We start from the raw sequence: 13,682 nt of genomic DNA on the forward strand, positions 1-13,682 counted from the left end.
ATCGGCTAATCTACCAACTGTTTGTTTGGTGGGATAGTCGCCACTCCTGCCGGGCGGGACGTGGCGCGAGGAGGTGCAACCGCGGGCGGCCGGTGACTCCCCGAGGGGTCACCGGCCGCCCGGATGGTGCGCCGCCCCCGTCCCCACGGTGCGGCGCCGGCGGGTCGTCGTCATCCGCTCGGACAACGGCCCACGTCTGTCGGGACTAGGGCGCGGACGCGCCCAGTCCGAGTGCGGGAAGGATCGCGTTCTCCACGAAGCGGGTGAGGTACGCCTCGTCCGCGTTCTTTCCCTCCAGCAGCGGCCGGGCGCGCACCACGCCCAGGAGCTGTGCGGAGACGAACTCCGCCGCCGGGTTGTCCGCCGGGATCTCGCCGCGCTCCGCACCGCGCCGGACCATGGCGTCGATCGACGCCAGTCCGGGCGCGATCAGCGCCTCTCGCAGTGCGCACAGCAGTTCGGGGCTCTGCAGCGCGGCATGGCTGAGCGCGTGCATCAGCGGAGTGTCGCGTCCCGAGCCCTCGCCGATCGCCCGCGCCGCCTCGCGCAGGTCCCCCGCGAGCGTGCCGGTGTCGATGTGCGGAAGCAGTGCCTGCCGGGTGCCGTGCAGCGCGGCCACGACCAGTTCGGGCTTGGAGCCCCACTGCCGGTAGAGCGTGGACTTGCCGCAGCGGGTCCGCGAGGCGACCCCTTCCATGGTGAGTGCCTCGTAACCGGACTCTCTCAGCATGTCGAGCACGGCCGCGTAGAACTCCTGCGCCCGCTCCGGCGTGATCTTCGAGCGGCGCGGCGTGTGTGCCGGTTCCTGTGCGACGTCCTGCGGCGACATGTGTCTTCCCTCTCGGCGAAGCTGCGACGAGGTCCTTCGATACGCCAGTGTACCGATACGCACGTGTACCGATACGTTCGCGTATCGGTACACTGGCGTATCGATACGGCACGGACCGGACCATGCCGCCGTAACACCGCTTCGTCAGCAAAGGGGCACCGGGTGATGTACGCCGGTAGCGAGCCAGCAGATCGGGAGCCGGACAGTTCTGCCCGACCGCCCCTCGTCCGCGAGCTGCTTCTGGTCGTGGGACTCTTCGTGATCTACAAGCTCGGCCGGCAGGCCGCGAACGGTCATGTCGACGAGGCGTATCGCAATGCCGGACACGTCTGGGACTTCGAGCGCTCCGTGCACCTGCCCGGCGAGGGTGCCGTGCAGAGCCTGCTGCTGCACGACGAGACGCTGATCCACCTCGCGAACACCTACTACGCGACCGTGCACTTCCCGGCCACGCTGCTCTTCCTCGGCTGGCTCTACTGGCGCCGCCCGCGCCACTACGTCTGGTCGCGCCGCATCCTCGCCGCGCTCACCGGCGCCGCGCTCGCCCTCCATCTGCTTTTCCCGCTCGCCCCGCCGCGGCTGCTGGCCGCCGCCGGACTGGTCGACACCGGCCAGGTGTACGGACCGACGGTGTACGGAGCGACGCCGGCGACCGACTCGATGGCGAACCAGTTCGCCGCGATGCCCTCGCTGCACTTCGGCTGGTCGGTGATGGTCGCCGTAGGGCTGATCGTCGCGACCCGGACACGGTGGCGCTGGCTGTGGTTGCTGCATCCGCTCGTCACCCTGCTGGTGATAGTCGGCACGGCCAACCACTACTGGCTCGACTCGATCGTGGTCTCCGCACTGCTCGCGGTGGCCTTCGCGGCACTGCGGCTGCCGCGCACGGATCCGGTGCGGGCACCTCTCCCGTGGCCGGCCACGGCGGGCGGACCCGCGCCGTCCGCCGTGCCGCACGCCGCCGAGCCCGCCGTTTTGGCCGCGTACGCCGGATCGCAGACGTACTCCGCGGCCCCGTACGCCTCGACCGGAGCCCGGCGATGAACGCCACCGTGATGGCCGTCGCGCTGTCCCTGGTCTCCGCCGCCGCCTACGCCTCGGCCGCGGTGGCGCAGGCCCGGCTCGCCGGGCGGACCGAACCGGACGCCGGGGTGCTGCGGCTGCTCGGGCGAGGAGCCTGGTGGTCGGCGGTCGCGCTGAACGCCGGTGGCGCGCTGCTGCATGTCGCGGCGCTCAAGTACGGACCGCTCACCCTCGTCCAGCCGCTCGGCGCCCTCACCCTGGTCGCCGCCGTCCCGCTGGGTGCCAGGGCCGCCGGACGCCGGGTCACCAGGATCGAATGGCGCGGCACGATCCTCACCCTGCTCGGTCTCGGTGCCCTGCTGATGACCGCGGGCGGCGCCGCCCCGCACGAAACGCTCAGCCTGCCCGAGGCCCTGGGCGTCGGGGCGGGGACCATGGCCGTCGTCGCCGGACTCAGCAGGCCCGGAGCACGCCCCGGCCTGCGGCACGCCGCCGCGTCCGGCATCACTTCCGGGGTCGCGTCCGCGCTCACCCAGACCCTGACCGTCTCCGTCACCGACCACACCGGTCCGCTGTTGAGCTGGCGTCTGGTCGTCGTCGCGCTGCTGGTCTCCGCGTTCGCGATGAGCGGGCTGCTGCTCTCCCAGACCGCCTACCGAGGCGGCCTGGGCGCACCGCTGGCGGTCGTCACGCTCGCCAATCCGGTGGCCGCGGCGGCCATCGGCCTGGCCCTGCTCGGCGAACGCCTCCAGGGCGGGACGACCAGCCTGTTCCTGGCCCTGCTCGGTACGGCGGCGGCGGTACGGGGCGTGATCCTGCTCAGCCGTGCCCAGGCGGAGACCCCGGTCGTCGCCGGTACGGCGGGGGGCGAGCCGAAGCCCGGGGCCGGATCGCCGTCACGTGTCGTCATCGCGAGCCGGGGGCCGATGGACCAGCCGGCGTTGCGACCGGAACTGGGCCGGGCACCGGTGGGCGGTTCGTAACGCGCGGACGCGATGCCTGTCGGCCGGTGGTGCGTCGCGGGGGACGTGACAATGGCCCGCCCAACTGTCGCGTTCAAGGACAACCCGTCTACGGACCCGGCTTCTCGTCCTGATCCAGTGCCCGTGTCAGCCAGCCGATCCAGAAGTTCTCCAGATCGATGCCGCCGCGCAGGACCAGATGACGCAGCCGGTCCTCCTCGGAGTTCCGTTCGGGCGGGAAGTCCCGCTCCTCGATCTCCAGGTACTCCGCCAGCTGCCGGCGATGCAGCCCCAGGTGGCGACGGAGTTCCGCGTCCAGACCAGGTGCCCCGACGACCGCCGCGGCCCGCATGCGCAGCAGCAGCGGATCCCGGACCTGCTTGGGGTCCTCGGTGCGGGCCACCCAGGCGGAGAGCGCCTCGCGGCCCGCCGGCAGCACCTCGTACTCCTTCTTCTGCCCACGGGCGGGCTGCTCCGAGGGCAGCGCCCGGATCTGCCCGGCCTGCTCCAGCTTGCCCAGCTCGCGGTAGATCTGCTGGTGCGTGGCGGACCAGAAGTAGCCGATCGACCGGTCGAACCTGCGGGTCAGCTCCAGTCCCGAGGACGGCTTCTCGAGCAGGGCGGTGAGAATCGCGTGCGGGAGAGACATGGGGTGCATCCTATGGACGGCCGGCCGTGGCCCGACGACACAGCGGCCCCGCGGCCCCTGTGCCACGAGGTCGTCGGTCACAGCGAAGCCGCGAGCTCCGTGCCCTGGCGGATCGCCCGCTTGGCATCCAGCTCGGCCGCCACGTCGGCGCCGCCGATCAGGTGCGCCGTACGGCCCGCGGCGACCAACTCCTCGTACAGGTCTCGGCGCGGCTCCTGGCCCGCGCAGAGCACGATCGTGTCGACGGGCAGGAGGTGCTGCTCGCCGTCGACCGTGAGGTGCAGGCCGTCGTCGTCGATCCGGTCGTAGGCGGCGCCCGCGATCGTCGTCACGCCGCGGTGCCGCAGCTCGGTGCGGTGGATCCAGCCGGTCGTCTTCCCCAGCCCCGCGCCGACCTTGCCGGTCCTGCGCTGGATCAGGTGGACGGTCCGGGGGGTCCTCGGACGCTCCGGGGCGCGGAGACCGCCGCGGTCGCGGTAGTCGGTGTCGACGCCCCACTGCCGGAAGAACACCTCGGGGTCGCGGCTCGCCGCGTCGCCGGAGTCCGTCAGGAACTCGGCGACATCGAAGCCGATCCCGCCCGCCCCGATGATCGCGACCCGTTCGCCGACCTGCGCCCCGTCGCGCAGGACATCGAGGTAGCCGACCACGCTGGGGTGCTCCTGGCCCGGGATCGCGAGGGAGCGCGGGGTGACACCGGTGGCGAGGACGACCTCGTCGAAACCGTCGAGCGCGCCGGCCGTGACCCGCGTACCGAGCCGGAGCTCGACCTTCTCCTCCCGGAGCCGGGTACGGAAGTAGCGCAGCGTCTCGTCGAACTCCTCCTTGCCGGGGACCCTGCGCGCCACGTTCAGCTGCCCGCCGATCTCCTCGGCCGCGTCGAACAGCGTCACCTCGTGCCCGCGCTCGGACGCCGAGACGGCGCAGGCGAGACCGGCGGGCCCGGCGCCCACGACCGCCACCCGCTTCACGGTGCGGGTCGGCGACAGGGCGAGCTCGGTCTCGTGGCAGGCACGCGGATTGACCAGGCAGGAGGTGACCTTGCCGCTGAAGATGTGGTCCAGGCAGGCCTGGTTGCAGCCGATGCAGGTGTTGATCGCGTCGGCGCGGCCCTCGGCCGCCTTGGCGACGAAGTCGGGGTCGGCGAGGAACGGCCGGGCCATCGACACCATGTCCGCCCGGCCCGAGGCGAGGATCTCCTCGGCGACCTCGGGCGTGTTGATGCGGTTGCTCGTCACCAGCGGCACGGAGACGGCCCCGCGCACCTTCTCCGTGACCCAGGTGTAGGCACCGCGCGGCACCGAGGTGGCGATGGTGGGAATACGGGCCTCGTGCCAGCCGATCCCCGTGTTGATGATCGTCGCGCCGGCCGACTCGATCTCGCGGGCGAGCCGCACGACCTCCTCCAGCGAGGAACCGCCCGGCACCAGATCCAGCATCGACAGCCGGTAGATCAGGATGAAGTCGCTGCCGACCCGCTCACGGACCCGGCGCACGATCTCGACGGGGAACCGGATGCGGTTCTCGTACGAGCCGCCCCAGCGGTCGGTGCGGTGATTGGTGGCGGCGGCGATGAACTCATTGATCAGATAGCCCTCGGAGCCCATGATCTCGACCCCGTCGTACCCGGCGCGGCGCGCGAGCCCGGCCGCCGTGACGAAGTCCTCGATGGTCTCCTCGACCTCGTCCTCGGTGAGGGCGTGCGGGGTGAAGGCGCTGATCGGTGCCTGGATCGCGCTCGGCGCCACCAGGTCGGGGTGGTGCGCGTACCGGCCGAAATGCAGGATCTGCAGGGCGATCCGGCCGCCGGCCTCGTGTACGGCCGCGGTGACCGGCGCATGCTGCTCGGCCTCCGCCTCGGTGGTCATCTTGGCCCCGCCGGGGAAGGAGCAGCCCCGGGCGCTGGGGGCGATGCCACCGGTGACCATGAGGCCGACGCCGCCCCGGGCGCGCTCCGCGTAGAAGGCGGCCATCCGCTCGAAGCCGCGCTCGACCTCCTCGAGACCGATGTGCATCGAACCCATCAGCACCCGGTTGGGGAGCGTGGTGAACCCCAGGTCCAAGGGGCTCAGCAGATTCGGGTACGGGCTCATGGCGGCTCCTCGCGCAGTGTCGTCTGCGCCAGTTGTAGACCACCGGAACGCCATTGTGCAACAAGTTGCATAATGGCGTGCGTCTCAGCACCACGCACGGGGGCCGTCCCCCGGACGGCGTAACACCAGGACCCGTAGGCGCCCCGCGCCGAGGAAAGTGGAACTGCGGCATCCGGCCGACGCGGCGCGGCTGCCCCCTCACACCCCGACCACCCCCGAACCCCTGCGGAGACACCCCATGGCCTGCCTCGATCGGCGTGACCTCGGCCTGTTCGTCCTGCGCGTCGGCACCGGCGCGGTACTGGCCGCGCACGGCACCCAGAAGCTGGCCGGCTGGTTCGGCGGCGGAGGTATCCAAGGAACCACCGCCGCGATGGAGGCGATGGGCTTCCACCCGCCGAAGCACAGCGCGTTCGCCGCCGGGCTCGGCGAGGCGGGTGGCGGAGCGCTGCTGGCCCTCGGCCTCGCCACCCCGGCGGCCGGCGCTGCCGCGGCCGGGGCGATGGCGGGCGCCGTGGCCGTCCACGCGCCCGCCGGTTTCTTCGCGCAGGGCGGTGGCTACGAGTACCCGGCGTTCCTAGGCTTCACCGCCGCGGCGATCGGTCTGACCGGGCCCGGCCGTTACTCCGTCGACCATGCCACCCGGCATCTCTTCAACCAGCCGTGGACGGTCGCCCTGGCCTTCGCGGGCAGCGCGGTCGCGGCGGCGGCCGTGGTCGGCAGGCGCGCCAAGGGGCGGGTCGCGGCCGATCCCGACGCGACCTGACCGCCCGGCAGGACAGGGACCGGGCGGCACCCCAGGGAGGGAGCCGCCCGGTCCCGAACCCGGTCTCGCTCCGTTACTTGCGGAAGGTCAGCGAAGCGGCCGGGGAGGCGTTCCCGTACGCGTCGACGGCGACGACCCGTGCCACGTACCGGCCGCCGCGGACCGCGCCCGGCACCGGGATGTCGAGGGTGTTCGGGCGGGGCATGAAGTAGAAGTCCGAGAGGACCTTGGACTTGACGACGGAGGCGCCGGTCGCGGCGTCGGTGATGTCGACGTCGTAGTGGTGGACCATCTGGTCGTCCTCGGCCTGCGCGATCCGCAGTGCCGTGCCGCCCTCGGCGTCGCGTACCCGGGACAGCGGCTCACGCGTGGTGAACCTCGGCGCCACCGTGTTGCGTGCGGTGTCCGTGTAGCGGAAGTTGTCCTTGATCTGCCGGCTCGTCGAACCCTTGAGCCGCACGGTCCAGGTGGATCCGCCGAGGGTGCCCGCGCTGGCGTACGGCGGTTGCCAGTTCGCCGACCACTGGCCACCGGTGTAGATGTCGTGCTTGTCCGCGGCCATGTTCACCCGCGCGATCTCCGTACGGTTCCTGTAGACCTCGACGAAGAGCGCCTGCGCGGTGGGCGACTCGAAACGGTCGGCGAGACCGTCCTCGGTGACCATCTGGTAGCCGTGGTCGACCTCGATGTACGACATCGAACCGTCGTTGACCGAGGTGAAGTCGCGCTGGTGGATCGAGCGGTCGTCGTTGATGCGCAGGTGCGAGTGGCCGGAGAAGAGGATGGCCTGCGGGAAGGCGCTCAGATCCTCGGCGAGCCGCGGGTTGGAGGCCTGCTGGCCGTCCATCGTCGTCCCGGTGGTGGGCCGGTGACCCTGCAACAGGACCGGCTTGCCCGCGTAGGCCGGGTCGGCGGTGATCGCGGCGAGCCGGTCCTTGAGCCAGGTGCGCTGGGCCGTGTCGGAGTTGTACGTCTCGGTGTTGACCATGAGGACATGCAGGCCCTTCACGTCGGACTCGTAGTAGCCGCCGCCCGAGTCCGGGAACCAGGCCCTGGGATATCCGGCCCGTATCGCCGCGAGGCTCGCGTCGTGGTTGCCGTTGGAGATCAGCAGCTGGGTGCCGGTCATGCCCTTGCGGGCGAGATTGGCCTGGAAGATCTCGGAGACGATCTTGTGGTCGGGGCCCTTGCCGTCACCGTTGTCGTTGATCATGTCGCCGTTGGACAGGATCGCGTCGGGCTCGGGGAAGATCGACCCGATGGTGTCGAAGAAGCTCTCGTACTTCTTGTCGGCGCTCGCATGGCTGCCGACATGGACATCGGACATGACGACGAGCCGGGCGAGCGGCTTCTCCCGCGACTTGATCAGATAGCCGTAGGACGCCGGGACGCTGCTCCGCTTGCCCCGGAAGGCGACCGCGGTGACATCGGTGTCCTTCTTGATCCGCAGCGGACGGCCGGGGGAGTGGACGCGACTGTCGCGGGTCGGGGTCGTACCGTCCAGCGTGTAGCGGACGGTGGTACCGCGCTCGGCCCGGAACTTCAGCTCGACCGAGTGCTCGTACCGTCCGCCCGGGACGCTGACACCGGGTGCGGCCGGTGTGCGTGTGCCGGGGGAGTCGGCCTGGGCGGCGGTCGGCGCGACGAGCGCGACGGACGTCGCGGCGATCACGAGAGGGGTGAGTCTCATGGGGGCCCTGTTCTCCGGTCCGGGAAGTCGCTGGATTCCCGGCCTGGTTGCATAACGGATGGATAACTGGTCTGAACCAGGGACGCTAGGTGTCGCGCGCCAGGTCGCGGTGCGGCCCGGTCGACTTCCGGGCGAAGCGATCATGAATGTCTGACGGGGCCACCGGGGGCTGCGGACGGGGCCTGCCCGGCCCCGTCCGGCTGTTTCAGCTCGACAGCTTCCAGCGGCCGCCCTTCGCCGCCGCGACCAGCTCCGGCACCGTGCCGAATTTGACCCGCGGGCGTCCGCCGTCGCGGCCGCGCGCCAGCTCGGCCCGGTCGATGGCGGCCAGCCCCTTGGCGTCGACGACATGGCGGCTGCGGCTGCGGCTGCGGCTCCGGGCCAGACGGCGGAACGCCTTGGGCGCGGGCGCCGGTGAGGGCAGGGCGCCTGCGACGGCATCGTCCAGGAGCGTGCCGACGGTCTCGGCGGCGCAGGCGCGGTTGGCCCCGATGCCGCCCGAGGGCCCGCGCTTGATCCAGCCGACGACGTACGTCCCCGGCATCCCCGTCACGCGGCCGCCCTCGTGCGGGACGGTGCCGGTGGCCTCGTCGAAGGGCAGCCCCGCGACGGGCACGCCGCGGTAGCCGATCGCCCGCACAAGCGTGCCGGCCGCAAGGTCCAGCTCGCCCTGATCTCCCGTCACACGCACGGCCCGCATGCTGTCGTCGCCGAGCACCCGGACAGGTGCGGAGTGGAACCGGAAGACGATGCGCCGTCCCGGCGCCGGTGTGCGCGACCAGTCCACCGTCTCGCGGGTCACGCCCCGCAGCAGGCCGGCCTTCTCGTCCGGGGCCGCGCCGTCGATCGTCGGGCCGGTCCGCGGATCGTGGTCGTCGACGACCATTTCCACGCCGGGCAGATGTTTGAGGGCGAGCAACTCGGGGGCGCTGTACGCCGCGTGCTCCGGGCCGCGCCGGCCGAGCAGGACCACCTCGCGCACCTTCGAGTCGCGCAGTGCCGCCAGCGCGTGATCCGCGATGTCCGTGCCTGCCAGGGCCGACGGATTCGCGACGAGGATGCGGGCGACGTCGAGGGCGACATTGCCGTTTCCGGCCACGACCACCCGTTCCGAGGACAGGTCGACGGTGTCCGGCGCGACCTCGGGGTGGGCGTTGTACCAGGCCACGAACGCGGTTGCCGAGATACTGCCCGGCAGCTCCTCGCCCGGGATGCCGATGCGGCGGTCGGTGGAGGCGCCCACCGCGTAGACGACCGCGTCGTGGTGGGCGGCGAGCTCCTCCGCGGTGATGTCCTTGCCGATCTCCACTCCCAGGTGCATCCGTACCCGGTGGTGGGCGTGGAGACGTGCGAAGCTCTCGCCCACCTTCTTGGTCGCGGGGTGGTCGGGCGCCACGCCGTACCGGACGAGCCCGCCGGCCACCGGCAGCCGGTCGACCAGAGTCACTTCGGCGTTGGTGTGCAGCAGCAGGTCCTCGGCGGCGTACATGCCCGCGGGGCCCGTACCGACGACCGCGACGCGGATCGGCGCGAAGTCGGACGGCAGGCCGCGCTCGAACGACGGCGCGTCCCAGTGGTGGAAGTTGGGGCCCCGGCCGCCCTGTTCGGGCTCCTGCCCGGCGAAGTAGGCCGCGTTGATCGCGGCGTAGTCCTGCTGTGCGGCGGGCAGGCTGTCCACCGGGAAGACGGCGTCGACCGGGCACGCGTCGGCACAGGCACCGCAGTCGATACAGGACTTCGGGTCGACGTACAGCATCTCCGTGCTGCCGAACGCCCGCTCCTGCGGTGTCGGATGGATGCAGTTGACGGGGCACACGGCGACGCAGGTGGCGTCGTTGCAGCAGGACTGGGTGATGGCGTAGGTCATCTCGTCAGCTCGGGTCGCTCGGCTCGGATCAGATCAGGTCGGCGCGCTTGTAGAGAGCCAGCGCGGGCTTGGTGAGGAGGCGGGCCGAGGCCAGGAACTCCATCAGGCCCGAACAGCTGGAGCGCATCAGGGACTTGTGGTGCTCGTTCGCACCGGCCTCGGCGACCGCGCGCCGGGTGTCGAGCCCGGCGTTCGCGTAGACCTGCCGGTTCACCATGCTGGTGACGATGAAATAGGACGCGACGGCGATCACGAACGCGTTGATCTGCCGGCGCAGGGGGCCCGCATGCCGGAGCCGCTTGCGGGTCTCGTCGCGGGCGAACTTCATGTGCCGTGACTCCTCGACGACATGAATGTTGTTGATGGTGCGTACGAACGGCGCGACCCGTTCGTCCCGCATCCAGTCCCGCTGCATGACGTCGAGCACTTCCTCGGCGACCAGGATCGCCGCGTACGCGGCCTCGCCGAACGCGAGAGTCTTGAAGGCCCGGCCGAGCTCGATTACCGCGCGGCGCGGCCGGTAGGCGGGGGCGCCCAGCTTCGCCGCCCCGCGGGCGAACATGATGGAGTGCCGGCACTCGTCGGCTATCTCCGTGAGGGCCCACTGGAACCGCGGGTCGGTCGCGTCCGTCGTGTAGATGTCGCGGAGCACCATCTGCTGCAGGATCATCTCGAACCAGATGCCGGTGCTGGCCACCGAAGCGGCCTCCTGCCGCGTCAGTTCCTTGCGCTGTGCGTCGGTCAACTCGTTCCAGTACGCGGTGCCGTAGAGCGTGCTCCACTCCGGGCTCGCACCGTGGAAGTCCTTGTCCAGCGGGGTGTCCCAGTCCACCTCGGTGACCGGGTCGTACGAGAACTTCGCCGACGAATCGAGCAGGCGCCGTGCGACGTCGTGCTCGTCGAGCCGGTCCTGGTCCTCCGGCCGAACGGTGCTGCTTGCCATGGTGCGGCTCCTCGAATCGACTGATCGACTCCACGCCGGCCGGCCGTGACCCCCATCCCGTGCCCGCTCGATGGGATCCATGGCTGCCGAGCGCCTCCCTCACTTGTTAGACACCGCGTCTAGCAAGCTGTTGGACGGAACGTATAGCAAGAGTGCCGCGCGGGCCTACCCCCCCCCGTGGCGAATCCGCTCGATCGATCTTCGGTGCGACGGGCCGGACCGGCCAAGGACCCGTCGGCCGACCGCCCGGGTGAACACGGAGCGGACGCAGTGGTGTTGGGCCCGTCCGCGTGGGCGGACGGACCGGCTGACATCCGAGGCCGCCCGCGGTCCGGACGCCGGGGTCGTCGTGCTGTACTGGTCCCCCACCTGCCCCACCCGTCACCGGAGGCCGCCCATGGCACGGCTCCACATCCGTCCCGGCGTCAACCCCGACGAGCCCGATGTGCCCGTGGTGACGCTCTGCGTCGACCCGGAGGGCTCACCCGGCGAGCGTGCCGTCGCCCGGCTCGGTGACCACTGCTACGAGGGCGACGGCGTCCTGTTCCTGGCGGGGACCGACGGCTGGGCCGAACACACCCTCGACGGCCGCCGCCTGACAGTCGACATCGCCGTGCACCCGTCCGCGCTCGGGCGGAGGGGTGCGGACCTTGCGGCGTTCCCCGGCCGCTCGGCCGCCGACCCGGAGGCGCTGCTGGTCCTCCGGGCGGAGACCGAGGCGGACCCGGAACTGTACGCGCGGGCGGCGCCCGCGACCGCGGTTTTCACCGGGTCTCCGGATCGCATGCTCGATGCCGATCAGGGCTGGCCGGTGCTTCTGGGGCCGCCGCCCGAGGAGTGAGGGGGCGGTCGGCCGCGCGGTCCGGTCGTCGGGTCGGTTGCCCGGGGAGCCGCTGTCGTCCAACGGAACCTTCCGTGGCCCGGGACGCCGCGGTTGGTCAACGCGCCCGGACCTTCCAGATTCATGGATCGATCCCTGTCCGAAAGCTGTTGGAGGCTCACGATGGCCGAAGTATTCCTGTTTCATCACGCCCAGGGCCTGACCCCCGGGGTGATCACCTTCGCCGACGCGCTGCGCGGCGAAGGGCACACCGTGCACACTCCCGACCTGTACGAGGGCCACACCTTCGACACTCTGGAAGCGGGGCTGGCGTACGCGGAGAAGACCGGCTTCGACGAGCTGCTCGACCGCGGCGTCCGGGCGGCGGCGGACTCACCGGAGGAGCTGGTCCACATCGGGTTCTCCCTCGGCGTGCTGCCGGCCCAGAAGCTGGCTCAGACCCGGCCGGGGGCACTCGGCGCCGTGTTCGTCCATTCCTGCGTCCCGAGTTCGGCCTTCGGAGCGTGGCCGTCGCGGCTCCCGGTCCGTATCCACGCCATGGAGGCGGACCGTCTGTTCACCGACGAGGGCGACGCGGACGCCGCCCGCGCCCTCGTCGACGAGGCCGCCGACGCCGAACTGCACCTCTACCCCGGCGATCAGCACCTGTTCGCCGACAACTCGCTGCCGTCCTACGACGCCGAGGCCGCCGCGCTGCTGCTCGACCGCACGCTGGCATTCCTCCGTTCCCGGGACGCGGACCACCGCGACGCCTGACGCGGCGCCCTCCGTTCCGGCGGGAGCACCGGGGCCAGTCCGGCGGACGACGGCCCGGGACCACGTCCGTGGTCCCGGGCCGTCCGCGCGGCCCCGCGTCGCTCAGTTCTGCTTCAGCTCACGGGCCGTGCTCTCCCACGTCTCGAACATGGCCAGACTCGTGAACATGGCCCGGAGGGAGGCGCCGATCTTCCGGCTCGGCCTGCGCAGCTGCCGACTGGTCATGCCGAGCATCTTGATCAAGGGCTCGACCTCCTGCACGCTGTCCGCCGACTCCCGGACATCCCGGGCCGTCCCGATGACCTGGCCGAGCAGTTCGTCCACCTCGTCCGGCCACTCGTCACGAGGGGTGTCCCGCGCCCACTGGAGGAACGCGCTCAGGGCATCGGCAGCGATGTTCATGCGCTCGACGAAACGCCCCGAAGCCGCCTCCAAGTCATCGGCCGGGCCCTCGATGGCCTTGGCGAAGCGGTTGATGACAACCAGCCGGGCACTCATCGGGGTTCCCGGCAGACCGGCCCGGACCATGTCCTCATTGAGCAGTTCGCCCATGGCCGCGAGGTCCACGAGCGCCGCGTCCACATCGGCCATGTCGTCCACGATCGCCTCCATGGCCGTCTCGGCGGCGGCCACCCGGTCCCAGAGCCCCGGATCGTCCTCCTCCACTGCGGCCGGGGCGGGGGTCGGGCCTTCGACAGCAGCCGCGCCCATTGCGCCGGGGAACGGGACGCGCGCGGCCGGCAGAAGGGGACTTCCCCCGGGAACCCCTTCTCCGAGGAGTCCTTCGGAGAGCGTGGTCATCAGTGCCTGCCGGGCCTCGGCCGAGCCGAGCGGAAGGGCCGGGTACTCGATGGTCGGGAGCGCACCGGCCACGAAGGGCGCCCTGCCGGCCTCACAGAGGTGCACGGTGCGCCGCCCGGTGGTATGCCGGATCCCGAGGCCGTAGACGACCTCGGGACTGCACCCGGTGAGGTCGGCGATGACGATGTCGTCGTCGATGAGGTGGCGGATCGACCGGTCGGACAACGGGCCTGCGCCGGCCACGTCGTCGGCCCGGACCAGGGTCATGCCGAACCGCTCGCAGACGGGCCGCACGACCTCCTCGTAGAAGACGGCGGAGCGCTGCTGGATGTCGTGGGTTGTGCCGTCGGCGGCGGCACGGGTGTTGCCGTTCGGGCCGATCACGAAGCATGTGGGCACGGTGGATGTCCTCCAGGGGTTCTGGAACTGCCGGAATGTCGAGGGCCGGCCGGAACCTGCCGA

General features: G+C 71.4%; 12 protein-coding genes. 5 read left to right on the forward strand and 7 right to left on the reverse strand.

Translation table 11 applies throughout. From position 1 onward, the window contains the following. Positions 1-205: 205 nt before the first annotated feature. Positions 206-829, reverse strand: a complete 624-nt coding sequence (locus OG611_RS35905) for a TetR/AcrR family transcriptional regulator (RefSeq protein ID WP_266429962.1) — start codon at positions 827-829, stop codon at positions 206-208. A 162-nt stretch (positions 830-991) separates the two neighbouring features. On the opposite strand from OG611_RS35905, the gene OG611_RS35910 reads away from it, so the two are divergent. Continuing rightward, positions 992-1,873, forward strand: coding sequence for a phosphatase PAP2 family protein (locus tag OG611_RS35910; protein WP_266429965.1), 882 nt, complete (start codon positions 992-994; stop codon positions 1,871-1,873). Further along, entirely contained in the window at positions 1,870-2,835 is a 966-nt protein-coding gene (locus OG611_RS35915) for a hypothetical protein (protein ID WP_266429968.1), read from the forward strand. Before OG611_RS35910 ends, OG611_RS35915 begins: the two co-directional genes overlap by 4 nt. Before the next feature lie 88 nt (positions 2,836-2,923). On the opposite strand, the gene OG611_RS35920 is transcribed toward OG611_RS35915, so the two are convergent. Then, positions 2,924-3,463: a PadR family transcriptional regulator gene (locus OG611_RS35920; protein WP_266429970.1), complete on the reverse strand. Its 540-nt coding sequence runs from the start codon at positions 3,461-3,463 to the stop codon at positions 2,924-2,926. Positions 3,464-3,540: 77 nt separating this feature from the next. Next, complete coding sequence (locus tag OG611_RS35925; protein WP_266429973.1) at positions 3,541-5,556, reverse strand: NADPH-dependent 2,4-dienoyl-CoA reductase; 2,016 nt, start codon at positions 5,554-5,556, stop codon at positions 3,541-3,543. A gap of 238 nt (positions 5,557-5,794) precedes the next feature. On the opposite strand from OG611_RS35925, the gene OG611_RS35930 reads away from it, so the two are divergent. Then, positions 5,795-6,322, forward strand: a complete 528-nt coding sequence (locus tag OG611_RS35930; RefSeq protein WP_266429976.1) for a DoxX family protein — start codon at positions 5,795-5,797, stop codon at positions 6,320-6,322. Positions 6,323-6,395: 73 nt separating this feature from the next. Here OG611_RS35930 and OG611_RS35935 read toward each other — a convergent pair whose 3' ends face one another. The 3 genes from OG611_RS35935 to OG611_RS35945 form a co-directional block, all read right to left on the reverse strand. Continuing rightward, complete coding sequence (locus OG611_RS35935; RefSeq protein ID WP_266429979.1) at positions 6,396-8,012, reverse strand: metallophosphoesterase; 1,617 nt, start codon at positions 8,010-8,012, stop codon at positions 6,396-6,398. 205 nt (positions 8,013-8,217) lie between these two features. Further along, positions 8,218-9,879: an FAD-dependent oxidoreductase gene (locus OG611_RS35940; RefSeq protein ID WP_266429982.1), complete on the reverse strand. Its 1,662-nt coding sequence runs from the start codon at positions 9,877-9,879 to the stop codon at positions 8,218-8,220. A gap of 28 nt (positions 9,880-9,907) precedes the next feature. Further along, entirely contained in the window at positions 9,908-10,822 is a 915-nt protein-coding gene (locus tag OG611_RS35945; RefSeq protein WP_266429984.1) for a diiron oxygenase, read from the reverse strand. Between the two features lie 397 nt (positions 10,823-11,219). Here OG611_RS35945 and OG611_RS35950 point away from each other — a divergent pair, with 397 nt between their 5' ends. Both OG611_RS35950 and OG611_RS35955 read left to right on the forward strand, forming a co-directional pair. Continuing rightward, positions 11,220-11,663, forward strand: coding sequence for a hypothetical protein (locus tag OG611_RS35950; protein ID WP_266429987.1), 444 nt, complete (start codon positions 11,220-11,222; stop codon positions 11,661-11,663). A gap of 162 nt (positions 11,664-11,825) precedes the next feature. After that, positions 11,826-12,419: a dienelactone hydrolase family protein gene (locus tag OG611_RS35955; protein ID WP_266429990.1), complete on the forward strand. Its 594-nt coding sequence runs from the start codon at positions 11,826-11,828 to the stop codon at positions 12,417-12,419. A 102-nt stretch (positions 12,420-12,521) separates the two neighbouring features. Here the strand turns inward: OG611_RS35955 and OG611_RS35960 are convergent, their stop codons facing one another. Next, positions 12,522-13,619 carry a hypothetical protein gene (locus OG611_RS35960; protein ID WP_266429993.1) on the reverse strand — a complete coding sequence of 366 codons (1,098 nt, stop codon included), beginning with the start codon at positions 13,617-13,619 and terminating at the stop codon, positions 12,522-12,524. Positions 13,620-13,682: the final 63 nt, after the last annotated feature.

The sequence above is a fragment of the Streptomyces sp. NBC_01363 genome (assembly GCF_026340595.1).
Taxonomy (GTDB): Bacteria; Actinomycetota; Actinomycetes; order Streptomycetales; family Streptomycetaceae; genus Streptomyces.